The organism is Gordonia sp. NPDC003504, from assembly GCF_053587995.1.
Genome location: NZ_JBSFPC010000014.1, coordinates 90,814 through 116,060 on the forward strand (window position 1 = coordinate 90,814; position 25,247 = coordinate 116,060).

29 protein-coding genes and 3 pseudogenes are annotated in these 25,247 nt (G+C 67.1%); 15 read left to right on the plus strand and 17 right to left on the minus strand.

What is annotated here, in order from left to right; all coding sequences use genetic code 11:
* Window positions 1-4 precede the first annotated feature (4 nt).
* A complete protein-coding gene (locus ACWDPV_RS20960) occupies window positions 5-1,099 on the plus strand; it encodes an MSMEG_0565 family glycosyltransferase (protein WP_348809857.1) in 1,095 nt (364 codons plus the stop codon).
* Between the two features lie 96 nt (window positions 1,100-1,195).
* Here the strand turns inward: ACWDPV_RS20960 and ACWDPV_RS20965 are convergent, their stop codons facing one another.
* The 7 genes and pseudogenes from ACWDPV_RS20965 to ACWDPV_RS20995 form a co-directional block, all read right to left on the minus strand.
* Complete coding sequence (locus ACWDPV_RS20965) at window positions 1,196-1,912, minus strand: FAD-binding oxidoreductase (protein ID WP_348806042.1); 717 nt, start codon at window positions 1,910-1,912, stop codon at window positions 1,196-1,198.
* Window positions 1,909-2,505 carry a sulfite oxidase-like oxidoreductase gene (locus tag ACWDPV_RS20970; RefSeq protein ID WP_348806043.1) on the minus strand — a complete coding sequence of 199 codons (597 nt, stop codon included), beginning with the start codon at window positions 2,503-2,505 and terminating at the stop codon, window positions 1,909-1,911. The genes ACWDPV_RS20965 and ACWDPV_RS20970 overlap by 4 nt, the downstream gene beginning before the upstream one ends.
* 14 nt (window positions 2,506-2,519) lie before the next feature.
* The gene (locus ACWDPV_RS20975) at window positions 2,520-3,410 is read right to left on the minus strand and encodes an SHOCT domain-containing protein (protein WP_348809858.1); all 891 of its coding nucleotides are present in this window, start codon (window positions 3,408-3,410) and stop codon (window positions 2,520-2,522) included.
* Window positions 3,411-3,514: 104 nt separating this feature from the next.
* Complete coding sequence (locus ACWDPV_RS20980; RefSeq protein ID WP_449744513.1) at window positions 3,515-4,483, minus strand: DUF389 domain-containing protein; 969 nt, start codon at window positions 4,481-4,483, stop codon at window positions 3,515-3,517.
* A 51-nt stretch (window positions 4,484-4,534) separates the two neighbouring features.
* A complete protein-coding gene (locus ACWDPV_RS20985; protein ID WP_449744542.1) occupies window positions 4,535-5,041 on the minus strand; it encodes a siderophore-interacting protein in 507 nt (168 codons plus the stop codon).
* Window positions 5,015-5,131, minus strand: a pseudogene (locus tag ACWDPV_RS20990) (siderophore-interacting protein); the annotation flags it as partial. The gene ACWDPV_RS20985 and the pseudogene ACWDPV_RS20990, both read right to left, overlap by 27 nt.
* A gap of 12 nt (window positions 5,132-5,143) precedes the next feature.
* Window positions 5,144-5,356, minus strand: coding sequence for a hypothetical protein (locus ACWDPV_RS20995; protein WP_449744514.1), 213 nt, complete (start codon window positions 5,354-5,356; stop codon window positions 5,144-5,146).
* A 68-nt stretch (window positions 5,357-5,424) separates the two neighbouring features.
* On the opposite strand from ACWDPV_RS20995, the gene ACWDPV_RS21000 reads away from it, so the two are divergent.
* Complete coding sequence (locus ACWDPV_RS21000; RefSeq protein ID WP_348806047.1) at window positions 5,425-6,036, plus strand: TetR/AcrR family transcriptional regulator; 612 nt, start codon at window positions 5,425-5,427, stop codon at window positions 6,034-6,036.
* A gap of 136 nt (window positions 6,037-6,172) precedes the next feature.
* Here the strand turns inward: ACWDPV_RS21000 and ACWDPV_RS21005 are convergent, their stop codons facing one another.
* Entirely contained in the window at window positions 6,173-7,180 is a 1,008-nt protein-coding gene (locus tag ACWDPV_RS21005; protein WP_449744515.1) for a LacI family DNA-binding transcriptional regulator, read from the minus strand.
* A 134-nt stretch (window positions 7,181-7,314) separates the two neighbouring features.
* Between ACWDPV_RS21005 and ACWDPV_RS21010 the strand changes: the two genes are divergently transcribed.
* Both ACWDPV_RS21010 and ACWDPV_RS21015 read left to right on the plus strand, forming a co-directional pair.
* Entirely contained in the window at window positions 7,315-8,502 is a 1,188-nt protein-coding gene (locus ACWDPV_RS21010) for an acyl-CoA dehydrogenase family protein (RefSeq protein WP_449744516.1), read from the plus strand.
* Window positions 8,499-9,620, plus strand: a complete 1,122-nt coding sequence (locus ACWDPV_RS21015; protein ID WP_449744517.1) for a CaiB/BaiF CoA transferase family protein — start codon at window positions 8,499-8,501, stop codon at window positions 9,618-9,620. Before ACWDPV_RS21010 ends, ACWDPV_RS21015 begins: the two co-directional genes overlap by 4 nt.
* 28 nt (window positions 9,621-9,648) lie before the next feature.
* Here the strand turns inward: ACWDPV_RS21015 and ACWDPV_RS21020 are convergent, their stop codons facing one another.
* From ACWDPV_RS21020 to ACWDPV_RS21040, 5 genes and pseudogenes are all read right to left on the minus strand, one after another.
* Window positions 9,649-10,257 (minus strand): HD domain-containing protein, encoded by a 609-nt coding sequence (locus ACWDPV_RS21020; protein ID WP_348809861.1) that lies wholly within the window; start codon window positions 10,255-10,257, stop codon window positions 9,649-9,651.
* A 110-nt stretch (window positions 10,258-10,367) separates the two neighbouring features.
* Window positions 10,368-10,664 (minus strand): YiaA/YiaB family inner membrane protein, encoded by a 297-nt coding sequence (locus ACWDPV_RS21025; protein WP_348809862.1) that lies wholly within the window; start codon window positions 10,662-10,664, stop codon window positions 10,368-10,370.
* An 84-nt stretch (window positions 10,665-10,748) separates the two neighbouring features.
* On the minus strand, window positions 10,749-11,249 hold the full coding sequence (locus ACWDPV_RS21030) for a GMC oxidoreductase (protein WP_449744518.1): 501 nt from the start codon (window positions 11,247-11,249) through the stop codon (window positions 10,749-10,751).
* Window positions 11,212-11,712 (minus strand): annotated as a pseudogene (locus tag ACWDPV_RS21035) (SDR family NAD(P)-dependent oxidoreductase); the annotation flags it as partial. The pseudogene ACWDPV_RS21035 and the gene ACWDPV_RS21030, both read right to left, overlap by 38 nt.
* Entirely contained in the window at window positions 11,712-12,635 is a 924-nt protein-coding gene (locus ACWDPV_RS21040; protein WP_449744519.1) for an alpha/beta hydrolase, read from the minus strand. The pseudogene ACWDPV_RS21035 and the gene ACWDPV_RS21040, both read right to left, overlap by 1 nt.
* Before the next feature lie 118 nt (window positions 12,636-12,753).
* On the opposite strand from ACWDPV_RS21040, the gene ACWDPV_RS21045 reads away from it, so the two are divergent.
* The 7 genes from ACWDPV_RS21045 to ACWDPV_RS21075 all read left to right on the plus strand — a co-directional run bounded on the left by ACWDPV_RS21045 (window position 12,754) and on the right by ACWDPV_RS21075 (window position 19,183).
* A complete protein-coding gene (locus tag ACWDPV_RS21045; RefSeq protein ID WP_449744520.1) occupies window positions 12,754-13,605 on the plus strand; it encodes a MerR family transcriptional regulator in 852 nt (283 codons plus the stop codon).
* Window positions 13,602-14,414 carry a DUF1206 domain-containing protein gene (locus ACWDPV_RS21050; protein WP_449744521.1) on the plus strand — a complete coding sequence of 271 codons (813 nt, stop codon included), beginning with the start codon at window positions 13,602-13,604 and terminating at the stop codon, window positions 14,412-14,414. Before ACWDPV_RS21045 ends, ACWDPV_RS21050 begins: the two co-directional genes overlap by 4 nt.
* 125 nt (window positions 14,415-14,539) lie before the next feature.
* Window positions 14,540-14,887, plus strand: coding sequence for a hypothetical protein (locus ACWDPV_RS21055; RefSeq protein WP_449744522.1), 348 nt, complete (start codon window positions 14,540-14,542; stop codon window positions 14,885-14,887).
* The gene (locus tag ACWDPV_RS21060) at window positions 14,833-16,620 is read left to right on the plus strand and encodes an ArnT family glycosyltransferase (protein WP_449744523.1); all 1,788 of its coding nucleotides are present in this window, start codon (window positions 14,833-14,835) and stop codon (window positions 16,618-16,620) included. The genes ACWDPV_RS21055 and ACWDPV_RS21060 overlap by 55 nt, the downstream gene beginning before the upstream one ends.
* 39 nt (window positions 16,621-16,659) lie before the next feature.
* Window positions 16,660-18,003, plus strand: a complete 1,344-nt coding sequence (locus ACWDPV_RS21065) for a flavin monoamine oxidase family protein (protein WP_449744524.1) — start codon at window positions 16,660-16,662, stop codon at window positions 18,001-18,003.
* Window positions 17,985-18,191 carry a hypothetical protein gene (locus tag ACWDPV_RS21070; RefSeq protein WP_449744525.1) on the plus strand — a complete coding sequence of 69 codons (207 nt, stop codon included), beginning with the start codon at window positions 17,985-17,987 and terminating at the stop codon, window positions 18,189-18,191. Before ACWDPV_RS21065 ends, ACWDPV_RS21070 begins: the two co-directional genes overlap by 19 nt.
* 158 nt (window positions 18,192-18,349) lie before the next feature.
* On the plus strand, window positions 18,350-19,183 hold the full coding sequence (locus ACWDPV_RS21075; protein ID WP_449744526.1) for a hypothetical protein: 834 nt from the start codon (window positions 18,350-18,352) through the stop codon (window positions 19,181-19,183).
* Between the two features lie 10 nt (window positions 19,184-19,193).
* Here ACWDPV_RS21075 and ACWDPV_RS21080 read toward each other — a convergent pair whose 3' ends face one another.
* Window positions 19,194-19,700 (minus strand): nitroreductase family deazaflavin-dependent oxidoreductase, encoded by a 507-nt coding sequence (locus tag ACWDPV_RS21080; RefSeq protein WP_449744527.1) that lies wholly within the window; start codon window positions 19,698-19,700, stop codon window positions 19,194-19,196.
* 146 nt (window positions 19,701-19,846) lie between these two features.
* Here ACWDPV_RS21080 and ACWDPV_RS21085 point away from each other — a divergent pair, with 146 nt between their 5' ends.
* The 3 genes from ACWDPV_RS21085 (at window position 19,847) to ACWDPV_RS21095 (ending at window position 23,230) form a co-directional block, all read left to right on the plus strand.
* The gene (locus ACWDPV_RS21085) at window positions 19,847-20,704 is read left to right on the plus strand and encodes a DNA-3-methyladenine glycosylase family protein (protein WP_348806061.1); all 858 of its coding nucleotides are present in this window, start codon (window positions 19,847-19,849) and stop codon (window positions 20,702-20,704) included.
* A 64-nt stretch (window positions 20,705-20,768) separates the two neighbouring features.
* Complete coding sequence (locus tag ACWDPV_RS21090) at window positions 20,769-21,854, plus strand: AI-2E family transporter (RefSeq protein ID WP_449744528.1); 1,086 nt, start codon at window positions 20,769-20,771, stop codon at window positions 21,852-21,854.
* Window positions 21,855-21,988: 134 nt separating this feature from the next.
* The gene (locus tag ACWDPV_RS21095) at window positions 21,989-23,230 is read left to right on the plus strand and encodes an alpha/beta hydrolase family protein (RefSeq protein WP_348806063.1); all 1,242 of its coding nucleotides are present in this window, start codon (window positions 21,989-21,991) and stop codon (window positions 23,228-23,230) included.
* Window positions 23,231-23,257: 27 nt separating this feature from the next.
* Here ACWDPV_RS21095 and ACWDPV_RS21100 read toward each other — a convergent pair whose 3' ends face one another.
* Window positions 23,258-23,488, minus strand: a complete 231-nt coding sequence (locus ACWDPV_RS21100) for a hypothetical protein (protein ID WP_348806065.1) — start codon at window positions 23,486-23,488, stop codon at window positions 23,258-23,260.
* Window positions 23,489-23,555: 67 nt separating this feature from the next.
* On the opposite strand from ACWDPV_RS21100, the gene ACWDPV_RS21105 reads away from it, so the two are divergent.
* Entirely contained in the window at window positions 23,556-23,861 is a 306-nt protein-coding gene (locus ACWDPV_RS21105; protein ID WP_348806066.1) for a hypothetical protein, read from the plus strand.
* An 18-nt stretch (window positions 23,862-23,879) separates the two neighbouring features.
* Here the strand turns inward: ACWDPV_RS21105 and ACWDPV_RS21110 are convergent, their stop codons facing one another.
* Together ACWDPV_RS21110 and ACWDPV_RS21115 are read right to left on the minus strand one after the other, a co-directional pair.
* Window positions 23,880-24,719 carry a Cof-type HAD-IIB family hydrolase gene (locus tag ACWDPV_RS21110; protein WP_449744529.1) on the minus strand — a complete coding sequence of 280 codons (840 nt, stop codon included), beginning with the start codon at window positions 24,717-24,719 and terminating at the stop codon, window positions 23,880-23,882.
* A 298-nt stretch (window positions 24,720-25,017) separates the two neighbouring features.
* Window positions 25,018-25,194: pseudogene (locus tag ACWDPV_RS21115) on the minus strand (type II toxin-antitoxin system death-on-curing family toxin); the annotation flags it as partial.
* Between the last annotated feature and the right edge of the window lie 53 nt (window positions 25,195-25,247).

Here is a 25,247-nt window from a genome sequence, read left to right on the forward strand (position 1 = left end):
CCATATGCGGGTCGCACTGCTGACCTATTCGACGAAGCCTCGCGGCGGTGTCGTGCACACACTGAACCTGGCCGAGGCGTTGGCGGCGCAGGGCGCCGAGGTGACGGTGTGGAGCCTGGCCCGTGGTGGCGACGAGGGATTCTTCCGTGACGTCGATCCTGCTGTGCAGCAAATACTTCTGCCGTTTCCCGACCGCGCCGACGAGACGGTCACCGACCGCATTCTGCGCTCCATCGACACTCTTCGCAACGGTTTCCGCCCCGACGAGTACGACATCGTCCACGCGCAGGACTGCATCAGTGCCAACGCCGTCGGACGTTGCATCCGCACCATCCATCACCTCGACCAGTTCACCACGCCCATCCTCGTCGAATGCCACGAGAAGGCCGTCGTCACCCCCTACGCACGCATCTGCGTGTCGCAGGCGGTGGCCGACGAGGTGCATGCCGGTTGGGGTCTGACACCGAACGTCATCCCCAATGGTGTTGCCTACGAACGTTTTGCTGCGGCTTCGGCGGATACATCGACCGCTGTCGCGGCCCGCGGAGAGTGGCGATCTCGACTCGGTCGGTATGTGCTGGCCGTCGGCGGCATCGAGCCCCGCAAGGGCAGCATCGACCTATTGGCGGCGTGGGCACGGCTACGACGCGACGACCCCGACCTCGGACTCGTCTTCGCCGGTGGCGAGACACTCTTCGACTATCGCGGCTATCGTGCCGAGTTCGACAGTCTCCAAGAGACTTTGGGTGTGCATCCGGTGGTGCTCGGCAATGTCGCCGATCCCGACCTGCCGTCCCTGGTGGCCGCCTGCGAGGTGTTCGCCTTCCCGTCGACGAAGGAGGGCTTCGGTCTGGCGGCGATGGAGGCTCTCGCGGCCGGTCGGCCCGTCGTCGCGCGTGATCTGCCGATACTGCGAGAAGTGTTCGGCAACAGCGTGTCCTATGCGACCGACATCTCGTCGCTGGCCACCGCATTGGCTGCCGCGGGTGAGGACGGTGGTCGCCGCGAGCGTGGACGAGCCCTGGCCCGGTCGCTGACCTGGGAGCGCGCGGCTGCGGCACATCTGGAGTTCTATCGACGACATCCGTTGCGGGGGTAGGGCATTTCGGTGGTGATCCCGCGCCGGCGTCAGCTCAACGAGCCTCGATATCTGGTCGATGCCCGCTGCGGTGATGCTGGGACACAACCGGGATTCCTACCCGAACCGTTCCGTCCGGATCAGCGCGCGGTCGTGCCCGGCCTCGATCATCCATTGGGCACAGTTCTCGACGAAGCCGTTCGGTCCGCAGATGTAGACGTCGGGTCGTCGGTCGGGAGCGATCGTGGCGTCGGCGAGCTCGGTGGACGTGAGTCGCCCTGGTGGCCGTGACTCGCCTGCGGGTGCGACTCGGGTGTGAAAGAGATTGAGCGACAGCCGATGATGGTCGGCGAGCTGGCGCAGGTCATCGGTGAAGAGCGTTCGGTCCGGCGACCGCAGGGAGTACACGAGGTTGAACCGAACCTGTGGCGCCGACGCCTCGCGGGCACGGATCATCGACATCAACGGAACGATGCCGGAACCCCCGCCGATCAGTTGCACCGACCGCGGACTGCTCGGCTCCCAGGTGAACCAACCGCCGTGCGGTCCGCTGATCTCCAGCGGATCACCGGCCTCGACGACGTCGACCAGATATGGCGACACCTCGCCGTCGTCGGCACGTTCGACGGTGACCTCGGTGGTGGCGCGTTCCCGGGTATCCGACAGCGAGTATGCCCGTGCGGTGGTGTAGCCGTCCTCGGCGGTGAGCCGAATGTCGATGTGCTGGCCGGCAATTGCGGTGAACGGCTCCCCCAGCGCCAGTCGCAGCGACACCGATGACGGACTCTGCCGGATCGTGGAGATCACGGTGGTGACCTGCCAGCCGTCACTCACGAGTAGCGCTCCTCTTTCCACGGGTCACCGTAGATGTGGTAGCCGCGCTCCTCCCAGAAGCCGGGGGTGTCACGCGGCATGAACCGTAGGCGCCGAACCCATTTGGCGCTCTTCCAGAAGTACAGGTGCGGGACCAGCAACCGCACCGGGCCGCCGTGCTCGGCTGCCAGTGGCTCACCGTCGAAGGTGTCGGCCAGCCAGCCCTTTCCGTCGACGAGGTCGGCGAGTGGGACGTTTGTGGTGTAGCCGCCGTAGCAGTGCGCCATCACGAAATCGTCCGGCTGCCATGGCAACAGCGCCAGCAGGGTATCGAAAGACACGCCCCGCCATCGGGTGTCGAACTTCGACCATCGGGTGACGCAGTGGATGTCGGTGGTGATGTCTGCGTGGGGCAATGCCGAGAACGCGGCCCAGTCCAGACTGTGCGCACGATGATCCGACGACTGGATCGTCAGCTTCCACGACTCGAGCGGTAGCGACGGGGTGGGTTCGGCGGACAGGACCGGGAAGTCGACCGTCGAATACTGCCCGGGCGGGAGCCGTCGGGCGGTGCGATCGCGCCGCCCGACGAATCCACGGTTGACGATGGCCATGTGACCGATCCAGCCTACAGCCGGCCCAGCAACTCGGCCTTCTTGGTGGCGAACTCCTCGTCGCTGAGGATGCCGCGCTGATGCAGACCGGCCAGCTGCTCGATGGCCGCGAAGATGTCGTCGGAACCCGAGGACGGCGCCTGATGCGACGTCGGCGTTACCGGTGCCTGATCGAACTGCGGCGCGGGTTCGGGTTGGGACACGAATCCCGGCTGGGACACGAATCCGGGTTGGGACGCGAATCCGGGTTGGGACGCGAATCCGGGCTGGGACACCGATCCGGGGTCTGGGGCCGGTGCGGCCACCGGCGTGGCGTCGACCTGCCGATCGGTGAGTTCGGTCAGGCTCGACACATCGAAGGTGCCGAACTGGCTGGTGAAGCTCACGGTGCCGGGGTAACCGCCCTGCTGCTGTTGCACGCCGCCGATCTGGTGGTCGCCGGTGTCGAAAACGCGCGTGACCCCGTTCTGCTGGATGGCCAGTCGCCGGGTTCCGGGGAACACCGCATACCGAGAGTCGTTCTGCCCACCGGTGGAACTCGGCACGCCGAGCTCGGTGGGCCACCAGTTGTTGGCCGTACCGAAGCCGTAGTTCGCGCTTCCGCCGGCGGGGTGCGCCGGGGGCGGCGGGAACACGATCGTGGTCGCCAGGAGCTGCGACAGCTCATTGCAGAGCGAATCGACGCGTGCCTTCAGGGCGTTGTCGAACATGTTGCCCACCATGGTCATACCGCCGCGCATCCACTGTCCGGATCCGCCGAGTTCGGGGATCGAGAACTGCGCCATCGTGCCGCCACCGCTGTTGACGGCGTACAGCATCGCCAATACGGCGTCGTGGGAGATGCCGTAGCGTCCGGCGATCTCGTTGACCGATTGCTCGGCCTCGGGGGTGAGGGCACCCTGCATGATGTGACTCTTTCGTCGAGGAAATCCGACACAAGTGTACGGCTACCACGCAACGGAATTCAGCCCGCGCAGGCGGCCCCTGCTCGCACGCGCACGTCCGTTCCTCAGGTGGTCGGCGGCGGAACCACCGCACCGCGGACATGTGCCGCACGACGGCGCGCCACCGGCGCCCAGAGCATTCGTTGTGTCCACAGGGTGAACCAGCCGGCCACGGTCATTCCGACGATGTTCACCAACAATTGCAATGCCGAACCTCGTACCTCATGCCATTCGGCGAAGGCCGCCGCCAGGGCGATGTTCCCGGCGGCCGGAATCGTGGTGACCGAAATGAACACCCCGGCCAGGCCGCCGAGGCGCGCCGAGGTGATCGAGAGGATGCCGGCCACCGCGGCGAGGACCGCCACGACGAACGACCACCGGTCCGGTGAGTAGATGAAATCGGTCTCCGGGTGGTGCTGCAGATCGTCGAGGTCGACCCATCCGATCCCGCGCATCACCCAGGACAGGGCGTATGTCACGGCCATCGCGACCGCGAAACCGACCACCAGGGTGCGTGCGGACATGCCGAGCAGATTCCATCGCCGGAGTACCAACGCCACCCCGAGCGCCGAGATCACCCCGAACTCGGGTCCGAGGACCATCGCCCCGATCGTCAGGATCTGTGACTCCAGCACGATGGCGATGGCCGCCAGCATGGTGGCGAGCACCATGAACCCGAGGTAGGTGAAGTTGAGTTCGGAGTCTGCGTAGGCGCGGCGACCGACCTGCGCCCACACGACGGCATCCGAGCCGAAGCCGGGCGCCGCGCGTTCGGCCTCCAGGGCGTGCCGGGACAGGAAGGTCTCCACCTCTTCGGCGCGGACGCACCCGTCATCGGCGACGCCCATGCTCCGCAGGGTCATGATCAGGTCGTCGGCGGCTTCGCGCGCGACGTCGAGGGTGATGACGTCGCCCTGCGGCTTCACCGACGCACCCCGCATGACCGCCACCGAACTGACCGTCTCATCGTCGACGACGAGGTCGAGCACACCGGCGGTCTGTGCCGTCGGCACCGAGATCTCGAGATGGAGCATGCCTCATTGTGGCGCCTGGTCGGCGTCGTCACGCCTGCGAAACACCGGGTTTCAGATGTCGAGTGCGAGATCGTCGAGTTGTGCGAGACCCTCACCGCGGGCCAGGAGTTGCTGATAGGCGGCCAGGCGCACGCGGTCGATGTCGGTGTTGCTCACGCCCTTCTTCCAGTAGCCGAACACCGCGACGTCGTCTTTGCCGAGTCCGACCGAGTTGCGGAAGTACCGGCGAATCGTGCGCATATCCTCGCGTTCGCCGGCGGCCCACACCACGACCTCGGCGGGATGCTCGATTGTCCGTGCCGCGGCTTCGAGCCCTCCATCGGCGACGGTCACCCGGTGCACGGCGATCTGTGCCGAACGGGGCAGTTCGTCAAACGCAAAGTCGCTGTGGCTGAGGACGAATGCGTCGGCTCGGCGATGCGACGGCCACTGGCGGAGGATCTCATACAGCGCCGGGATCGCCGAGTCATCGGCGAACAGGACCGCGTCGGCGCGGCCCTCGGGTACCACAAAGTGAGGTCGTGGCCCGACGATTGTCACCTGATCGCCCGCCCGCACTGCCGCCGACCACCGCATCATCGGACTGCTGGATCGATGCCGGACCACGTCGAGGGTGATCAGCGACCGGGATCGGTCGGCGTCACGGACAGTGTAGACGCGCTACGCGTCGTCGAACCGCGGTCCCAGATTGACCCGGACGGCCACGTTGGGTTGCTCCCAGGTCGGATCCGTTGCGGCATCACCGATGTCGATGGTCAGCCGCATCAGATGCGGGTCGGGACACTCACGCGCGACGACCGTCGCGGTCAGCGTCGTCAACTCGCCGGCGTGGTCGTCGTTCTCGAGCACGTCATCGGGCTTGTCGGCAGTCATCGATCCCACCTCTGCTTGGTTAGTTTATGGACCCTCTACTTATTTAGTATAGGGGTACTATACAAACCATGGGAAGCGTCGGCCGGCCACCAACGATCAGCGCCGAGAGGATCGTCGCCGTGGGCACCGAGATCACCCTCCCCGCGATCACCTTTGCCCGCGTCGCCAAGGAACTCGGCGTCACACAGCCCGCCCTCTACAAACACGTCTCCGGCGTCGACGAACTCAAACGGCTGATCGCCGAGCACATCTTCCTGTCCTGGGCTCTTCCGGCGCCGTCCGCAGATGACTCGCTGCCGACCTATCTGTTCGGCTTCGGCCACTCGATGTATCTACTGGCGCAACAGCATCCGGGGATCACCGGTTTCCTCACCCGGCGCGATGACACGACACCCTCGATGGTCGACAAGATCGCCGAGCACCACCGCGAGGTTGCCGCCACCTACCGGCTGCCCCGCGCCACCGCGCAGTGGCTGTTGTCGACCATCGCATTTCACTGTGTCGCACTGGCCGACACCTTCTACGCCACCCGCGACGGCGCCGCAGACCACGACACCGGCGACGCCGATCGCGAATTCGACTGGGGTCTGAAGTCGTTGATCCTGGGATCACTGCGCGTTCTCGACATCGACACCGAGCCCCCGCGCGGTTGGACCTTGCGACGGCCGCGGATCCACTGAACGGCGAGGTCCCTGTCAACGTTGAGGCGAGCGCTGTCAACGTTGAGGCGAGCGCTGTCAGTGATGGCAAGAGCGCTGTCAGTGATGGCAAGAGCGCTGTCAACGTTGAGGCGAGCGCTGTCAGTGGGTCCAGGGATCAGGTGGTGGCACGCATCACGAGTTCGACGGGCAGCCGGATGGTTTCGGGTTCCCGGCCCTCGATGAGGTCGAGGAGTCGACGCACCGCGGTCTCACCGATCCGGTGGGCGGGCGAGCGGATCGTGCTCAGCGGGACCGGCAGTTGTGCGACGGTGGGGATGTCGTTGAACCCGATGAGTGCCACGTCGTCGGGGATGCGGATGCCGAGATCGCGGGCCGCGCCCATCACGCCGATCGCGACCGTGTCGGAGACCGCGAAGATCGCGCGCGGTGGGCGCGGCGCGTCGAGCAGTGCGCGACCGGCCGCGACGCCCCCGTCGACGCCGAAGCTCGACTCGACGATCCGCTCGGGGGCCAACACGACGCCCGCGGACTCGAGAGCCGAGAGGAACCCGGCCGTCCGGTCCCGCCCGGTACTCGCATGCGCCGGACCGGTGATCACCGCGAGGTCGGTGTAGCCGCGATCGAGCAGGTGCCGCGCGGCGAGGATCCCGCCGTTGCGGTCGTCGGCGCCGACGAACGGCAGCCCGGCATCAGCGTGCCGGGTGACCGTCACCATCGGCAGATCCCGAACCGGGAGTGAGTCGATGAACGGTTTTCCGGGGATGTGCAGGCCACCCAGCAGCAGGCCGTCGACCTGACGTCCGGCGAGCATCTCGATGGCGCGGCGCTCGGCGTCGAGATCGTCGGGCGGAGACGACAACAGCACCGAGTAGCCCGCGCGCGTGGCGCCCTCCTCGATGCCCTGATAGGTGGTGGCGACGACGCCGTCGGTCAACCGTGTCATCACCGCGCCGATGGTCGTGGTCTTGCGTGTCCGCAGACTCGCCGCCCAGCGGTTGGGCTGATAGCCGAGTTCGTCGGCGATCTCTCGAATCCGTCGCGCCGATTCCGACCAGCCACCGGCCGGCTCACTCTGCCGCAACACGCGCGACGCGGTCGACACATGAACTCCGGCGCGTTCGGCGACCTCCTTGAGGGTTGCCACCCGCGGAGTGCTCGACATCGCCGCACCTTCCTTCCTGATCCGCCGACTCCCGGGCCAACGCCTGTCACCGTCGATCTTGACGGCACGCCGTGGTGCTGCCTACAGTAGCCACCAGAAATCGATTGTGCAATCGTTCTCACCTGGAGGTTTAGATGTCCAAGCTGCAAACACTGAGCCAGTTGTTCGCCCTCGACTCCCTGCTCGACGACGAGGAGATCGCGATCCGCGACACCGTCCGAAAGTTCGGCGACGAGCGCCTGCGGCCACACATCGCCGACTGGTTCGAGGACGCCACCCTGCCTGCCCGCGACCTCGCCGTCGAACTCGGCTCACTCGGCGCGTTGGGCATGCACCTCGAGGGCTACGGCTGCCCCGGCACCAGCGCAACCGCCTACGGGCTGGCCTGCCTGGAACTCGAGGCCGTCGACTCCGGCATCCGCAGCCTGGTGTCGGTGCAGGGATCACTCGCGATGTTCTCCATCCACCACTGGGGCAGCGAGGAGCAGAAGACCGAGTGGCTGCCGCAGATGGCGGCGGGCAAGGCGATCGGCTGCTTCGGTCTGACCGAGCCCGACTTCGGCTCCAACCCCGCCGGCATGCGCACCAACGCCAAGCGTGACGGTGACGACTGGATCCTCAACGGCACCAAGATGTGGATCACCAACGGTTCGATCGCCGACGTCGCCGTCGTCTGGGCCAACACCGACCTCGAAGAGGGCGCCCGCGGCATCCGCGGCTTCGTCGTCCCCACCACCACCCCCGGCTTCTCCGCCCCGGAGATCACCAAGAAGATGTCGCTGCGCGCGTCGGTCACCTCCGAACTCATCCTCGAGGACGTCCGCCTGCCCGCCTCGGCGATGCTGCCCAAGGCACGCGGACTGTCCGGACCGCTGACCGCCCTCGGCGAGGCCCGCTTCGGCATCATCTTCGGCGCCATCGGCGCCGCCCGCGACTGCCTCGAGGTGGCCGTGGAATACGCGCAATCCCGCGAGGTCTTCGACAAACCCCTTGCGGCGTACCAGATCACCCAGACCAAGCTCGCCGACATGGCACTCGAGGTCGGCAAGGGCCACCTGCTGGCCTACCATCTCGGCCGCCTCAAGGACCGCGGCGAGATCACCCCCGAGCAGGTCAGCACCGGTAAGCTCAACAACGTCCGGGAATCCATCGCGATCGCCCGTGAATGCCGAACCATTCTGGGCGCCAACGGGATCACTCTCGAGTACCCGGTGATCCGGCACGCCAACAACCTGGAGTCGGTGCTCACCTACGAGGGCACCTCCGAGGTCCACCAGTTGACCATCGGCAAGGCCCTGACCGGTGAGGGTGCATTCCGGTGAGTGGCGCTCTCGGCGGGCTCGTCGTCGCCGACTTCGGTCGCGTGCTCGCCGGGCCGTACGCCACCATGCTGCTGGCCGACCTGGGTGCCGAGGTCATCAAGATCGAGCGACCCGGCTCCGGTGACGACACCCGCAGTTGGGGTCCCCCGTGGGTGGGCGATCAGTCGTCGTACTTCCTGTCGGTCAACCGCAACAAGCAGTCCCTGTCCATCGACCTCACCGATCCCGCCGGGCTGGCCCGGGCTCGTGATCTGGTGGCGCGGGCCGACGTCGTCGTCGAGAACTTCCTGCCCGGCACGATGGACCGCCTCGGCCTCGGCTACGACGACGCGCGAAAGATCAACCCGGACATCGTGTATTGCTCGGTCACCGGCTTCGGTGGCGACAATCAACTACCCGGCTACGATCTGCTGATCCAGGCCGTCGGCGGACTGATGAGCATCACCGGCCCCGATCCCGACACCCCCACCAAGGTAGGTGTGGCCATGGTGGACGTGATCACCGGGTTGCATGCGACGGTGGGAATCCTTGCCGCCCTTCGTCATCGCGACTCCACCGGCGAGGGTCAGCGCGTCGAGGTAAATCTGCTGTCGTCGTTGTTGTCGGCGTTGGTCAATCAGTCCTCGGCCTATGTGGCCGCCGGTGTGGTCCCGCACGCGATGGGCAACCGACATCCGAGTATTACGCCGTACGAGGTGTTTTCGGCGTCGGACCGACCGCTGGTCCTCGCCGTCGGCAACGACCGCCAGTTCGCCTCCCTCGCCAAGGCCATCGGGCTGCCGGATCTCGCTGTGGATGATCGGTTTTCGACCAACACGGCACGCGTGGCGCACCGTGAGGAACTCGGTCGCATCCTCAACGACGCCCTCGCCGCCGACACCGCCGACAACTGGTTCACCGCGCTGACCGCCGAACGGGTGCCGTGCGGCCCGCTGAACGACATCGACGACGCCATCGCGCTCGCCGAACGGCTCGGCCTGGCACCGGTGATCACCATCGACGACGACCGACGCGATACGCCGATCACTCAGGTGGCCAACCCGATTCGACTCAGCGCCACCCCGGCCACCTACCGGTCGGCGCCACCGCTGCTGGGTGAGGACGACCCCGGGCGGTGATGCACGTGGCAGACCACGACCGCCCGGATCATATCCGTGCTGCGGCGGCGGGCAGGACAATCGTCGGGTCGGCTGCGACGAGTCGTCGGCGGACCCGATCCCGCGCAGCTCGGAAGTACGGTGCCCGACGATCGTGCGCACGCGCGTTGGGTGACTCGGACCCGTGGCGTGCGAGCATGTCGATCATCCGGTCCTCGACGAGCATCACCCGCCCGCACGGTCCGGCGGTTTGATCGGCGATGGTGAGTGCATCCGACAGCGCGTCCTCGGTGAAATCGAAAGCCGCGAGCACGGACCCCAGTCCACGTTCGTCGGCGACGAATCGGGCGCCGGAGTGATGGGCCACCAAGTCGGCGATCAGCTTCGGCCACGTGTGCGCGCACAGATAACGTGCCCCGTCGACCGGGTGGAATCCGGTGTCGCGGAGTGCCGGGACATATCCGATGTCGTGGAGCCAGGCCGCCGCGACGAGGATGTCGCGGTCGGCCGGGTCGACGGTGATGGCCAGCTTCTCGGCCTGGGACGCTGCCGTGACGACATGATCGAGGCGCCGAGGGTCATCGGCGAGAAGTGTCTCGGCCAACGTCTGCGCGGCACCGACGAGAGAGATCCGCGGTTCCTCGGCAGTCGTATTCACACGTTTCCCCGATCGCCACTGATTGACGAATCGGACGGTACTCCTGATTGCGTCCACTTGCCGGGTAACGCGTAGCCGCACGCACCGGGGGGACCGACCCACGATTCGCGTCAGGCGATCTTGCCGAACGGGTCGTGTTCGGCGATGAGGCGATCGACGCGGGCCTCGTCGAGCCGGACGCGAACGGACTCCTGCTCCTGCCGGTCGCGGACCACCTTGGCGAGGGTGAATGTGCTCGAGGTCAGAAACAGCAGCGTGATGGCGAGGAAGCCCCGCTGCCACGGGTCGATCGGGAGGTAGAAGATGCCGACACAGGCAGTGGCGAGACTGACGCCGAAGGCGATGGCGGCCTGCAGGAAGAAGGCGGCGGTGGTGGCGGTACGGGACACATCAGCGGAAGAAGTCATGCGATGAGGATGACAATCCAGGGGGTCTGTGGAATGGGTGAATCTACCCAGATGGCGTGGGTAGATGGCGCGGACCAGGTGGCGTCACGCCCCCCGAGTGATGATCTCGGCCATGTTGCGTTCGGCCACCGCGGTGATCGTCAACGACGGATTGGACGCACCCGCCGAACCCGGCAGCATCGCGCCGTCGTTGACGTAGAGGTTCTGGTAGCCCTTGACGCGGCCGTACTCGTCGCATGCGGTGCCCAGTGTCGCGCCGCCAAGGCAGTGGGCCCACGTCAGGTCCGGTTCGTAGACGACACCGTTGACCGGGAGCCCGGAATGGTCGGCCAGCCGATGCCCGATCCGCACGCAGTTGGCCGCCACGTCGCCGTTGCCCGCGGCAGGCCAGTCGAGCACCACCCGCCGAGTGTCGCGGTGATAGCGGAAGGTGCCACGGGAATGGTCGACGGAGGTGATCCCGACCTTGATGGCCGAGGTGTCCAGTGCAGCCGCAGCTGAGTCCAGTGGGCCGAGCGAGAAGGTGCTGTTGACGACGGCGCGGGCGAACCCCGGCCTTGCCGACGTTGTACGCGGCCATGCCACCGGCCGCCGAGAATGCCGCCGCCGACGCCACGTTGATGAGTCCGGCGCGACTGGACTCTCGTAACTGCGGCAGGAAGATCTCGGAGCCGTACACCATGCCCCACAGGTTGATTCCCAGCGCCCACTGCCAGTCGGCAGCACCGATCTCGCCGACGGTCCGACCGCCGATGCCGACTCCGGCATTGTTGATCATCAAACTGGTGGGCGCGTCGAAATAGTCGCGGGCGCGGTCCGCGAGCGACTCCATGTCATCGCGCCGCGAGACGTCACAGAAGACCGCGTCGCCACCGCCCTGTCCGGCGGCACGGATGAGGTCGGCGGTCTCATTGGCGCGGTCGATGTCGATGTCGGCACACAGCACCCGCCCACCCCGGCGCGCGATCTCGAGCGCGAACGACCGGCCGATGCCGCTACCTGCTCCGGTGATGACGGCCCGGGCGCCGGTGCTGCGTGTGTCGCCCATCAGATCATCACCTTCGCTGTTGTCCGGATGAGGAAGTCGGCCACCGAGTTCAACGCCGGAGTGGCTTCGGGGATGAACATCGGCAGCGCCTGGAAGACGTGCATCTGACCGGGCCACACCTGGAGCTCACAGTCGGCGCCCGCGTCCGTCAGCATCCGAGCCGCAGCGCGCGCGTCATCGAGAAGCATCTCGGCACCGCCGGCCTGGATCAGGGTCGGCGGCAGAGTGCCACTTGCGTTGAGTGCCAGACGGAGTCGGGGAAGGTCGTCCGGCTGTCCGACGGTGTAGTGGCGGACGAGTCGCCGCGCCGCACGTGCGGAGATAAGGGGGTCGCGCTTGCCGGTCTGCTCGCGCCCCAGTGCCAGTCCCAGGGTGAGGTCCACCAACGGCGACATCAGCACCGCCGCCCCCGGTTGGGGTATGTCACGTCGGGCGTTCTCGGCCAGCAGGTCGAGGATCAGGTGTCCCCCTGCGGAATCACCCACTACCGCAATGTCTTCCGGCCGGACCCCGGCGTCGAGGAGACCTCGGTAGGCAGTCTCGACGTCCTCGGCGGCCGCCGGGAATCGATGCTCCGGGGCGAGGCGATAGTCCACGACAAAGGTCGACATCCCGGTCAAGCGCGCCAGCCGGGACGCGATGCCGCGGTGCGTGCGGGCCGAGCAGATCGCATAGCCACTTCCGTGGACGTACAGGATCACCGGCCGCGTGCGCTCCGAGCCGGGTGGATGAATCCAGTCACCGTCGACGGACCCACGTGTAACTCGCTCGACGCGCACTCCGTGCGGGGGCGGACACCCGGCGAACATCGCCGCGGCGACGAGAGCGCGGGACACCCGGATCTGTGGCGCGCCGGGCGGGAGAAGATCGGCGAACGGGCGCAGCGTCCAGGACATCGTGTGTGCCAAGACGGCAGACCTCACTGAGACGACGGTCACAAGCACAATGTCACTACTAATTGTGCCAGTTGTCAATGCCACATTCGCGCCGCGTCGTACAGTAGGGTTCTCACCAGGCAAGACAACGGAAGAGGAGACCTGGGTGGCGCGACGTTCGGCATCGCTGTCGCACCAACTCGCCCACGCGGTGGGTCGCCTCGCCCGGACCCCCTCGGCGGTCGGGAAACAATCGCGGGAAATCGAGGTGGCCGTCACCCGGCTGATCGACTCCACGGTGCGTCAAGCGCGTGGGCGATCCGCCGACACGCCGCAGTACCGGGTCGATGAACTTGCTCAGATCACCGGAACCACCACCCGCAACATTCGTGCGTACCGCGAACGCGGACTCCTCCCCGCACCACGCAAAGTGGGTCGGGTCACCTTCTACAGCGACGATCACGTCGAACGTCTGGAGCTCATCAACTCGATGCTCGGCCGCGGTTACTCCATCGCACACATCGACGAACTGCTGACGGCCTGGCGAGATGGCAAGCAGCTCAACGATATTCTCGGAGTCAAGCCCGACCTCACCCTGCCGACCGAGACCAGCGGAGCACACACGACCGTCGACGAGCTCCTTGCCGGCGGTATGGATGCGAGGTCCATCGATCGTCTGCAACGACTGGGTCTTCTCGGGCTCGACGAGTCCGGGGCCGTGTCGTTGCGGTATCCCGACATCGTCGAGGCGCTCACCGCACTGATCACGGCATCGACGCCGGCCGAGCAGGTGGTGGAATTGGCCGAGCGACTCACGCCGGCGTTGATCGAACTCGAGCGTGTCCTTGTCGCGGCCGCCACCGACCTGACCGATGCCACCGAAGACGAGGAGGACCTTGCCGAACTGACCGTCCGACTCGTGCGATTGCGCATGCTGGGACAGGCAACTCTCGACGCCGTTCTCGACCAGGTGACGGTCAGCCTCCTGAACCGGGAGACAGAGTCGGAGACGTCATGACCGACCACACCCCCGCCGACGCCGTTCGCGAGGCCACCGACAGCAAGTGGTTCGAGCGGCTCGCCCGCGCGGGGCATGTCGTCAGCGGTTTGCTGCACCTGCTGATCGCCTACATCGTCGCGCGCCTCGCCTTCGGCGATCCGGGCAATGCCGATCAGTCCGGGGCGCTCGGCCTGTTCGCCTCCACGCCCGGTGGCCGCGCCGCCTTGTGGATCGCGGTCGTCGCCTTTGTCGCGATGGCATTGTGGCGCGTCGCGGAGGTGATCCTCGGCCCGCATCCGGCCGATCCGGCGCCCGACGATGACGACGGCTGGCTCGACCGCGCGAAGGCGGGCGCACTGGCCGTGGTGTATCTGGCTTTCGCGTGGTCGGCGGCGCAGTTCGCCCTTGGCCATGGGCAATCCAGCGGCCGTCAGAATGCCGGTCTGAGCGCACGATTGATGGGATCGGCGCCGGGCAAAGTCCTGCTCGTCGTCGTCGGGCTCGTGATCATCGTGGTGGGCGCCTACCACGTCTACAAGGGTGTGACGCGATCCTTCTTCGACGATCTCAAGATCGACGAGAACGACGCGGTGAAGGTCACCGGGATCGTCGGTTACACCGCAAAGGGACTGGTGCTGGCCGGTGCCGGACTACTCGTCATCGTCGCGGTCGCGACCGTGGATCCGTCCAAGGCCACCGGCATCGACGGGGCGGTGAAGACCGTCGCCGGGTGGCACGCGGGGCAGGTGCTGCTCGTCGTCGCCGCGCTCGGACTCGCCGCCTACGGGATCTACTGTCTCGTGATGGCGCGGTACGCGCGGATGTGAGGCGACCGGACCAAGGCACCGCATACCAGACACTTCCGGCCAATCCCGCACCTCGGAGCGGATTGGCAGGGAGTTGCCAGCCGATCGACACCGACCATCGAGGAATCGTCCGCACGATCGATCCCGTGAGTTTTCTCCACGCCCAGCCCGTGAGTCCCGACATCGCGTCCACCGCGTCCCCGGCAGCCGGAACCCCGGCAGCCGCGTCGACGAAACCGACGGTCCGCGACCACATCCTGCTCGCCGTGCTGCTGGTGGGCACCGCCGTCCTGTATCTGGCGAACATCACCGCCAACGGCAACGCCAACACCTTCTACGCCGGGGCGGCGTGGGCGGGTTCGCGGAACTGGGAGGCGCTGCTGTTCGGGTCGGTCGATCCGTCGAACTTCATCACCGTCGACAAACCACCACTGTCCCAATGGGTGATGGGGTCTCGGGGCAGATCTTCGGTTTCTCTTCGGCGAGCATGCTGATCCCGCAGGCACTGATGGGCGTCGCGTCGGTGGCCCTGGTCTATGCCATGGCCACCCGGGTCAGCGGACGCACGGCCGGGCTGATCGCCGGTACCGCACTGGCACTCACCCCGGTCGCGGCAATGATGTTCCGCTACAACAATCCTGACGCGGCGATGGTGTTGCTGATGACGACGGCCGCCTACTGCACGGTGCGTGCACTGCCCCGAGCGTCGATGAAGTGGCTGATATTGGCCGGGGTGGCATTGGGATTCGCGTTCCTGGCCAAGATGCTCGAAGGTCTGATGATCCTCCCGGCGCTGGGTCTGGTCTACCTCGTCGCCGCACCCACCACGTGGGGGCGACGATTCGGCCACCTGCTCGCAGCCGCCGGCGCGATGGTGGTGTCGGCGGGATGGTTTGTGCTGCTGACCATTCTGTGGCCGGCATCCTCACGTCCGTATCTGGCCGGCTCCACCGACAATTCGTTCATGAATCTCGTCCTCGGATACAACGGGCTGGCCCGGATCGAGGGCCGCGAGGGCGGAGCCGGTATGGGCGGACAGCACGGTGGCATGCGGGCCGGCGGAATGGGTACCGGGGGGATGGACGCGTTGACACAGCACGGCGCGACCGGCGCCGGTGGTGGTGGCGGTCGCTTCGGCGGTGGTCGTGGCATGTTCGGCTCGTCGCCGGGCATCACCCGACTGTTCACCGGGGAGTTCGGTGCGGAGATCTCGTTCCTGCTCCCATCGGCATTGATCGCCTCCGTGCTGCTGCTCGTACTCCGCGGACGCCGCCGCCGGACCGACCTCATCCGCGCCACCACCCTCCTCTTCGGTATCTGGCTCATCGTCGACGGTCTGGTGCTGTCGTTCATGAACGGCACCACCCACCCGTACTACAGTCTCGCGATCGCACCTCCCATCGCCGGACTCATCGGCGTGGGCGCCGTGCAGCTGTGGCGGGCACGCGAGGACACCGATGCGGTGCGCGCCGGCACCGGGCGGTGCGGGCTCGCGGCGATGGTGCTCGCCGGCGGCATCTGGGGATTCGTGATCCTCGACCACGCACCGAGTTGGCAACCGTGGCTGCGGTGGCTGGTCCTCGTCGCCGCGATCGCGTCGGCCATCGCACTGATGATTCCGGCGTGGTCGCGTCGCCGGATCGCGGTGATCGCCGCCGGAGTCGGTCTGGTCGCACTGATCTCGGCGCCCGCGGCGTACGCGATCAACGGCGACACCGTCGCCCACACCGGTGGTGGGCCGTCGGTGCTGCCCACGTCGTCGTCGACACATACCGGCGCCGGCGGCTGGGGCGGTGGTGCCGGTGGACGGACCGGATCGGCTGCGGGTGGTCAGTCGGGGACGCGTATGGGCGGATTCGAGAACCAGGCAGCACCCGCACAACTGACCGCCATGCTGCGGGGCTCGAGCGCCCGCTGGGCCGCCGCGGTCACCAGCGCGAATGCGGCCTCCGGCATCGAGCTCGCCGCCAAGGTTCCGGTCATGGCCATCGGCGGATTCAGCGGCAGCGATCCAACGCCGACGCTCGCACAGTTCCAGCGCTACGTCGCCGACAAGCAGATCGGCTACTACCTGGTCGTCGGGACCGGCAACTCCATTGGCGGAGCAACCCCGGGTGGTCCGAGGGGCGAGCGCCGTTCCGGTGTCGGCACCGCCATCAGCGAATGGGTGACCAGCACCTATCACGGAGTCCGAGTCGGCAATTACACCGTTTACGATCTGAGCTGATCGCGCGTAGGTTGGCCTCATCGAGGTCAGGAGGCCCAGGTGACACACCAGATGTCCCGTCCCGACGCGGTGGTCGTCGGGGCGGGAATCGCGGGCCTGACCGTGGCCCGGCTGCTGTCTCGCCACGGTCGATCGGTGGTGGTGCTCGAGGCGCGTGACCGGATCGGTGGTCGTGTCCACACCGATCGCTCCGACGGGACGGTCACCGATCTCGGCGCCTCGTGGATTCACGGCATCGACGACGCCCCACTGTTCGACGCGGTCCGCGGGTTCGGGATGCGATCGGTCGAATTCACCGTCGGCAGTTATCAACCCGATTCCCGGCCGATCGCCTACTACGATCCCGACGGCCGACGCCTCGACGCCGCCGCCGTGGCGGCCTTCGCCGCCGACATCCGAGGCTGCGATGCACACCTGTCGCGATACATCGCCGACATCGGCTCGGGCACATCGTATGCGGCGGCCATGGAAGAGCCCCTCGGCGCGGTGGGCTGGTCGGCGGGACGAATCGAGCGGGTCCGGGAATTCCTGCACCACCGTACCGAAGAGCAGTACGGCGTCGATGCACACGATCTCGATGCCCATGGACTCGACGACGACGAGACCCTCGGTGACGAGGTGGTCTTTCCCGAGGGCTACGGCGTCCTTGCCGACTCCCTGGCGGTCGGTCTCGATATTCGTCTGGGACACATCGTCACTCGCGTCCAGAGGGATGCCGAGGGTGTTGTCGTCCACACCGATCGGGACGTCGTCGACGCGGCGGTCGCGGTCGTCACCGTTCCGGTGGGCGTGCTCAGATCCGGCACCATCGTGATCGAGCCACCGCTGCCCGAACCGGTTGCCGGCGCACTCGGCCGCCTCGAGATGAACGCCTTCGAGAAGATCTTCCTGAGGTTCCCGGAGAAGTTCTGGGACGACGACGTGTACGCGATCCGGCGTCAGGGCCCGGCGGGAGCGTGGTGGCATTCCTGGTATGACCTCACCGCACTGCACGGCACCCCCACCTTGTTGACCTTCGCCGCCGCCGACTGCGCACGAGCGATTCGTGGGTGGGACGACGCGCAGATCGTCGAGTCGGTGCTCGACGCACTTCGGGACATCTACGGCGACGCGGTTTCCACACCCACGCAGGTGAAGGTAACCCGTTGGCAGGACGACCCTTTCGCGCGCGGCTCGTATGCGTACATGACCGTGGGTTCGACGACCGCCGATCACGACGTCCTCGCCACGCCGGTCGGTGGGGTGCTGCACCTCGCCGGTGAGGCCACCTGGACCGACGATCCGGCCACCGTCACCGCGGCGCTGATGTCGGGCCACCGGGCGGCGTGCACCATCCTCGGACGCGACATCCCGATCGAGGACCTGTGGACACCGGCCTCGTGATGTTCGTCCTGGTCCTCGGCTGCGGCGTGGTGGCCGCGGTGTGCGCCCTCGCCGCCGCTTACGTGTACCTGGCAGGCGCGGGTGACGATGTGCACGGTGACCGGGTCGACAGGGACCGACGGGCCCGCCAATGGCTGATCGGCACAGTTGTTTTCGGTGTCGGCGCCATCGTGCTGCGGTTCGTGTGAGCGCTGATGTGACGGTGGTGTACGTCGGAGGATCCCCCGCACCCCGTGGTCCCTGTACCCCGAAGAGATGAAAGTTCACCCCGACGGGCCGTCCGCGGATCGTCGCGTGCGGGTTGCCGTTACGATCATCGCCTGTCGAATGAAAGGCCCTCATGTCCATGCGTTCTCGCACGTACGCCCACCGCCGGTGGGCGTTGCTCGTGGCCGCGGTGACGGCCGTCCTCGCCGGCGCCGGATGCAGCGCCGAGACGGGAACCGCGGTTCCGGAGAACGCGGCGGTGTCAACGGTGGGCGGCAGTGGCGCTACCGCAAGCCCGACGGCGACGGTCGATCCATGTGCCGGGGCATCGGGGACCTGCCAGGTGGTACGCATCGTCGACGTTGACGGTGACGGCACACCGGATCCGGTGGCGATCGCGTACTCCTCCGATGCGCCTGCACCTGGGATCGCCTTCGGCACATCGCACATCACCACCCGGGTCGGGATCAACGGAACGGTCCACTCGGTCACCCAGAATGTGTCAGGCAGCGCCTACACGACCCCGTTTGACATCTTCCGCGGCGCATTCGCGATCAGCCGCGCGCACGGCGCCGATCTCGCCCTGCATCTGGTCCGGGGGCAGGGCAATGCCGAACAGTTCTCTGTGATCGGCTGGAACGGAGCCGAATTGGTGCCATTGCCCCAGCCGCCCATCCCGGGTGCGACGAGTATGGCCACCCCGGGTATCTGGTATCTCGGTTCGTCGCACGGCAGGCAGGATTCGATCGTGTGCCGAACGCCGGGCGAGATCGCCGTCGTCGGTCTGAGTGCGGCGACCCAGGAAGGGATTCCGATTCCCGGCGGTGGCCGGCGATCGGAGAACTACTTCACCTTCAGCGCGAATGCGTGGCAACCACGCGGGTCGAACTCCACCGCCGACAGCAGCTTCTCCTATGCCTGGGATGCACACACCAACGCGTTTCAGTGCACCCCACTGGGCACCGCCGGGTGAGCGTGCGCCGTCACACCGCCGTCAAACGGAACACACGGATCTCGCGATCCGTACGCGGCCGGTATTCGCCGTAGACCTCGATCAGATTCGCCATCTCGCCGAACACCCGGTCCCGCTCTTCACCGTCGAGAAGGTCTGCGTTCGAGGCAATTTCGGAGTCACCGATCGTCACCCAGCAACGCGGATCGGCGAGCAGGTTCCAGGTCCAGGCGGGATGGTGCTCCTGCCCGAAGTTGGAGCCGATGAGGAAGATGTGCGGGTCCTCACGGTAGTAGAGCAGCGGGGAGGTGCGGCGCTCACCCGACTTGCGTCCGATCGTGGTCACCAGCGCGGTCGGTGCCGCGATCGGTCCGAGCGTGGTGAATCGGCCGTGGGAGCGTTTCATCAGGGCCCGGTCGAGTGGCGTCATCGTACGGATCACCCAGGAGCCCGGCTTGGTCTTCGCGAATGCGACCAGCGGCGCACGCAGTGAACTGCTCTCCGATCCCCATCGGACGTCGGGGTATGGCGATCCCATGGCGAGACTCCTTCGGCTTGGGCGATCCGGCTGTGGTGTCCCAAGTGTGGGGGATCGCGCATACGGTCCGGTCCGGATTCATCACAATCCCCGATTGTCGGAGGGGCGGAGTAGCGTCGCCTCCACATCCCCGCGATTGGAGCACGATGGCCACCCACACCGTCACGCACCACGTCCTCGGTTCGTGGTCACTCGACGTCAGCCGGGAGTTCTGGGAAGGATTCACCCCGTCGGCATTGGGCGGTAGCCAGGAACCGGGCCGGCTGTCGACGGTGTTCCGGGTCGACGCGGACTGGTCGGCGGCGCACGTCACCGTGGAGCAAGACGATCAGGACGCACAGATCGTCGTCACCGGTGACGGTGACCTCGAGGCCGCGGCGACGCAGACCGCACGGTTCCTCGCGCTCGACGTCGACGCCCGCGGCTGGCCGGAGGTCGGGGCGCGTGATCCGGTGATCGGGGCGGCGCAGGCATCGCTTCCGGGACTGCGGCCGTGCGGTTTTCACTCCGCTTACGAGGCCGCGGCGTGGACGGTGCTCTCCCAGCGCATCCGCATCGTGCAGGCCGCGAAGCTCCGTGCCGACATCACCACCCGGTACAGCGGCGACGGCGCGTTTCCCGCGCCATCCACCCTGGCCACCCTCGATCTCGACCTCCCCGGCCGCAAGGCCGAGTATCTGCACGCCGTCGCCGACGCCGCACTGGACGGACTCCTCGACACCGGCCATCTGCGGTCGATCCCGCCGGCGGAGGCGGTGTCGGCGCTGCAGGAGATCAGAGGCATCGGCCCGTTTGCGTCGGAGTTGATCGTGCTGCGCGGAGCCAACGCCCCCGACATGGTGCCGACGCACGAGCGGCGGCTCGCGGCCGAGGTGCACGAACACTACGGACCCGACCGCACGGTTGCCGACGTGTCGGAGGCGTGGAAACCGTTTCGGACCTGGGCGTCGGTATATCTGCGCGCCGGCCGCGAGCACCGCACGCACGAGATCGCCGGCGGCTGATTAACTACTACGTGCACGATGTCCCCTCGCAACCCGGTCGAGCGTCGCGCGTGAAGGAAATGTGATGGGTGTGGCAGAGCGGTCGGGCCCGACGAGATCGTCGACACTGCGTCGTGCCGGCGTCGCGAGTTGGTCACTACTGGGAGTGATCGCGCTGATCGTCGTTGCGGCCACGGCGATCGGTGCGATCAGTGGCATCCTCGTCCCGCTGGTGATCGCCGTGATCATCGGTCTCGTCCTGGAACCGCTGAAGGAACGCCTCGAACGGTGGGGGCTCCCGTCGACGCCGGCGACGATGGTGACGCTGCTGGTGGCGGTGGCGGTCGCCGCGGCCACCATCGCGATCGTGGTGTCCGGGTTCCTCGACCAGTGGCCGGAGATCTACCGGCAGCTCATCGGCGGGTGGAACGCCTTCGTGAAGTGGGCGGGCGATCTCGACATCGACGCCCAGATACTCGAGCATGCCCGCGCAGCCTTCGAAAGCCATGCCGCACAACTGGGTCAGGGCGCGCTCGGTGCCGTCACCAGTACCTTCTACGGCGTGATCTCCCTGATCATGGGAACCTTCTTCGCGCTGTTCTTCCTGTTCTTCGTCCTGCGCGACGGTCAGCGGTTCTCGGAGTGGCTGGCGCGTCGCGGTGACTTCGACGCCGCCGAGGTGGAGCAGATCGCCGCGCTGTCACGACAGTCGATCCGTGGGTACTTCCGCGGCACCGCGATCACCGCGATCCTGACCGCGCCGATCTTCATGATTCCGCTTCTGGTGCTGGGAATCCCGCTGGCCATCCCGATCTTCGTCCTGTACTTCTTCATGTCGTTCATCCCCTACCTGGGGGCGTGGCTCACCGGCGCGTTCGTCGTGCTCATCGCGTTCGGCACGGGCGGACCAACGGCCGCGCTGATCATGGGGATCACCTTCATCGTCTCCAACGGCACCATCCAAAGTGCCGTCAGCTCATGGGCACTCGGGTCCTCACTCCACCTGCATCCGGTGGCGGTGCTGCTGGCGACGATGATCGGCGGGACCGCGGCCGGGTTGCTCGGCATGGTCCTGGGCCCACCGGTGCTCGCGGTGGTGACCAAGTCGATCAAGGCCATCCAGGAGATGCGGAGGCCTGCCGCCGAGGACCCCCCGAGCGAGACGACCTGATCGGGGCGCAGCGACGCCCGTCGTGAACCGTTGGCAGCAGAACCCACGTCACCTGACGGATGACGTGCGCCGCCGATGAGCGCAGAGTGTTCGGTGTTCGACAACACCCCCGACACCGACGAAAGCGCACCGCCATGCACCTCCCCCACGCACCGCACACCGCCTACTCCCATGGCTTCTACTCCGACGCCGGCCGCGACTACTCCGTCCGCATCCTGCTCGGCTACGCCACCTCCGGCGCGACCGATGCAGGCGAGGTCCTCACCACCATCGACGGCATCGGCGACGGTCACGACCGCGACTGGTACGACGCGTGGCACCGCCTGGGCACGCGACTGGCCACCGAGGCCGCCGCCGTGGCCGATCGCGGGCACCGGTTCAGCGCCGCGATGAGCTACCTCCGCGCCGCGACCTATCTGTCGGTGGCGTTCGACGCGCTGGACGGTATCGCCGACGACGCCGAGCGGATGCCCGTCTTCGCCGCGCATCGCGCGGCGTGGGAGAAGTTCATCGATCTCGGTCCGTTTGTCGCACAGCGACTCTCCATCCCCTACGAGGGCACCACACTGCCAGGCTGGTACCTGTCACCCGAGGACGCCGGCGACGACGATCGGCGTCCCACGCTGGTGATGGTCAACGGGAGCGACGGGGCGGTGTCGGGCCAGTGGTCGGCCGCCGCGCAGGGCGCGCTCCGACGCGGCTATCGCGTGGTGATGTTCGACGGACCGGGCCAGCAGTCGATGCTGTTCGAGCAGGGCATGACCTTCCGGCCCGATTGGGAGGCGGTGCTGACCCCGGTGACCGACGTCGTCGTCGGGTTGCGTGGTGTCGACGCCGACCGGCTGGCGGTCTACGGCATCAGCCAGGCCGGCTACTGGGTGCCACGAGCGATCTCCTTCGACCATCGCTATGCCGCCGCAATCGCCGACCCCGGCGTCGTTCAGGTGGAGGCGTCCTGGCTGGCGAATCTGCCGCACGCACTGCAGTCGATGCTCGCCGAGGGCAAGGATCACCAGTTCGATCAGATGATGTCGATCGGGCTGAAGGCCAGCAAGGCCACCCAGCGGATGTGGGACTGGCGCGCCCGCCCCTACGGTCAGGAGACCTATGCCGCAACGATGAAAGCTGTTGCACAGTACACGCTTACACCGGATGTCGCGGCACAGATCCGGACGCCGATGCTGATCACGGCGCCGGAGGCCGAGCAGTTCTGGCCGGGGCAGTCCGAACAACTCGCCGCGATGTCCGGGGCTGACACCACCGTGGTGGCGTTCACCGCCGCCGAAGGGGCGAGTTGGCATTGCCAACCGATGGCACGGGCGCTCACCGAGCAGCGCATGTTCGACTGGCTGGATGAGACGCTGGGCCTCATCTGAATCAGTCCGGAATCAGTTCGCCCGGAATCAGCTCATCCGGCGCACCCCGACGGTGTTGATCACCATATCGATCAGACGAGCCTCCTCGGCGGGCTCCGCCGGCCACAACAGCAGGGCCAGGAACGATCCGATACACCCTTCGGGGCGACGACTCTCGTAAGTGATGACCTCAGTGCGATGTGGTGGACGCGGGAATCGCACCGAGAGCGATCCGAGATGACCGAACGATCCGCCGAGAAGCGCGCGGCGCGGCGTCATGCCCCTGAGCATCGGGTGCCTTACCGGGAGGCGCTGGCCGCGGTACGGGGCCGTCGACGGCGTCCCGATGTCACGCTTGTTCGGACGCCGACTCCTGATCGAGGCCGCGGAGGGATGCGGCATCACCCACTGGGCCCGCATCGACTCCTGGGATGGTGAAGGGACCCTGGCCGTCACCGACCTCGGCGGCGAACGGTTTCAACTCACCATCGACAGTCTGTCGCCGGTTCTGCTCGACCATCTCACCGACGGCACCATCTGCGACCCCCTCGACATCGACGCCTACCTCCCCGACGAGATCATCCAGTCGGCACTGTTCGGCGCGGTCATCTACCGGACGCTGATCCGTCGACGACCGGAGTTCACGGCGTGAGCGCGGCCGGGGACCGGCTCACCCGATATCCGGCAACCCCAGCGCCGACCGCACCGTGCGCACCACCCCGTTCTCCTCATTCGACGGCGCCACAAACCGTGCCGCTGCGAGGATGTCGGGGTGTGCGTTGGCCATGGCGTACGACCAGTCGGCGGTGCCGAGCATGGCGAGGTCGTTGAGGTAATCACCGAAGACCATGGTCTGCGCGGGGGTGATGTCGAGACGGTCCTGGATCGCGCGGACGGCGACGGCCTTGTCGACGCCGGGCGCCATCACGTCGAGCCAGTGGTGCCCGGACACCACGACCTCCTTGGCCCCGCCTACCGACATGATGGCCGGGGCGGTCACCGCCTCGATGCCATCGAAGTCGAAGACTGCGACCTTGACGAGTTCGGCCTCCACCGCGGTGAGATCGTCGACGATCTGGTTGGCGAAGTAGTAGGGCTCGACCTGTTCGAGGAACTTCTCATCGGAGCGTTCGACGAAGGAACCATCGGGCCCGCACAGGACGACGCCGAGGTCGACACCCGACGCGGACAATTCACGGGCCCGGGCCAGCACCGCCGTCGCGACGTCGCCGTCAAGGGGTGCCACGCGAAGCTTCTCGCCGTCACGGGCCACCACCGATCCGTTCTCGGCGATGACCACCAGGCCCGGCACCGCATGCCCGAGTTGATGCAGCAGCGTGGCCGCCTGCCGACCGCTGGCCGGACTGAACACGATGCCGCGGCGGCCGAGTTCGTCGAGCAGGGGCCACAGCGTCTCCGGGATCTGTTTGGCGCCGTCGAGCAGGGTGCCGTCCATGTCGGAGACCACCAGTCGGATGTCGTCGGGTACGGGCGGCAGTGGGGTGTTCATCGCCCTTCATCGTCGCATCCATGGGCTCGGTGCGGCTCCCTGGATCACTCCGGCGTGCGGCCCGGACGATTCGTTTACCGCTCCTGAGCAGCTCGCGCGGGTCAGTTCGGCTCGCGCAGATCTTCTCGGCTCACTCAAGTCGCCGACGTCCCACCTCACCCGAGAGGACCCGCGGGAGGACGATGTGGCCCTTGCGACCGCAGTGCCTGCGACGAACGTTCCCGGCGTGATGACGTGTCGGGCGGTAGCGGCCGCCGCATCGACCATCGGTCGGTGAACCGGCACGCGGCGATCTTCGGAACGTGAGGCAAGCGATCCAGCCCGTTCGTTTGCTCCCGTCGACGAGCGCAAGATTACGGGTCAGGGAGTGCGGGAGCGCGGCCGCCTTGACGTGAACACCTGGGTAGGCATCCGCACCGAACACGGTGGTGCGAGGTCGGGCCAGAGCGGACTCCAGCAACCCGTAGTCACGAACCTGCGTCCGTACCCGTTGCGAGGGTGGCGACCGAAGCGACTTTCGATGTCACA

Coding starts and splice junctions, on each gene's coding strand:
- ACWDPV_RS21010 (WP_449744516.1), top strand. CDS start 7,315: ATGTCCAAGCTGCAAACACTGAGCCAGTTGTTCGCCCTCGACTCCCTG.
- ACWDPV_RS20980 (WP_449744513.1), bottom strand. CDS start 4,483: ATGCTCCATCTCGAGATCTCGGTGCCGACGGCACAGACCGCCGGTGTG.
- ACWDPV_RS21080 (WP_449744527.1), bottom strand. CDS start 19,700: ATGGGATCGCCATACCCCGACGTCCGATGGGGATCGGAGAGCAGTTCA.
- ACWDPV_RS21000 (WP_348806047.1), top strand. CDS start 5,425: ATGGGAAGCGTCGGCCGGCCACCAACGATCAGCGCCGAGAGGATCGTC.
- ACWDPV_RS21050 (WP_449744521.1), top strand. CDS start 13,602: ATGACCGACCACACCCCCGCCGACGCCGTTCGCGAGGCCACCGACAGC.
- ACWDPV_RS20995 (WP_449744514.1), bottom strand. CDS start 5,356: ATGACTGCCGACAAGCCCGATGACGTGCTCGAGAACGACGACCACGCC.
- ACWDPV_RS21075 (WP_449744526.1), top strand. CDS start 18,350: ATGCGTTCTCGCACGTACGCCCACCGCCGGTGGGCGTTGCTCGTGGCC.
- ACWDPV_RS21085 (WP_348806061.1), top strand. CDS start 19,847: ATGGCCACCCACACCGTCACGCACCACGTCCTCGGTTCGTGGTCACTC.
- ACWDPV_RS20960 (WP_348809857.1), top strand. CDS start 5: ATGCGGGTCGCACTGCTGACCTATTCGACGAAGCCTCGCGGCGGTGTC.
- ACWDPV_RS21005 (WP_449744515.1), bottom strand. CDS start 7,180: ATGTCGAGCACTCCGCGGGTGGCAACCCTCAAGGAGGTCGCCGAACGC.
- ACWDPV_RS21105 (WP_348806066.1), top strand. CDS start 23,556: ATGTCACGCTTGTTCGGACGCCGACTCCTGATCGAGGCCGCGGAGGGA.
- ACWDPV_RS21095 (WP_348806063.1), top strand. CDS start 21,989: ATGCACCTCCCCCACGCACCGCACACCGCCTACTCCCATGGCTTCTAC.
- ACWDPV_RS21110 (WP_449744529.1), bottom strand. CDS start 24,719: ATGAACACCCCACTGCCGCCCGTACCCGACGACATCCGACTGGTGGTC.
- ACWDPV_RS21090 (WP_449744528.1), top strand. CDS start 20,769: ATGGGTGTGGCAGAGCGGTCGGGCCCGACGAGATCGTCGACACTGCGT.
- ACWDPV_RS20970 (WP_348806043.1), bottom strand. CDS start 2,505: ATGGCCATCGTCAACCGTGGATTCGTCGGGCGGCGCGATCGCACCGCC.
- ACWDPV_RS20975 (WP_348809858.1), bottom strand. CDS start 3,410: ATGCAGGGTGCCCTCACCCCCGAGGCCGAGCAATCGGTCAACGAGATC.
- ACWDPV_RS21060 (WP_449744523.1), top strand. CDS start 14,833: ATGGGTGATGGGGTCTCGGGGCAGATCTTCGGTTTCTCTTCGGCGAGC.
- ACWDPV_RS21025 (WP_348809862.1), bottom strand. CDS start 10,664: ATGACTTCTTCCGCTGATGTGTCCCGTACCGCCACCACCGCCGCCTTC.
- ACWDPV_RS21100 (WP_348806065.1), bottom strand. CDS start 23,488: ATGACGCCGCGCCGCGCGCTTCTCGGCGGATCGTTCGGTCATCTCGGA.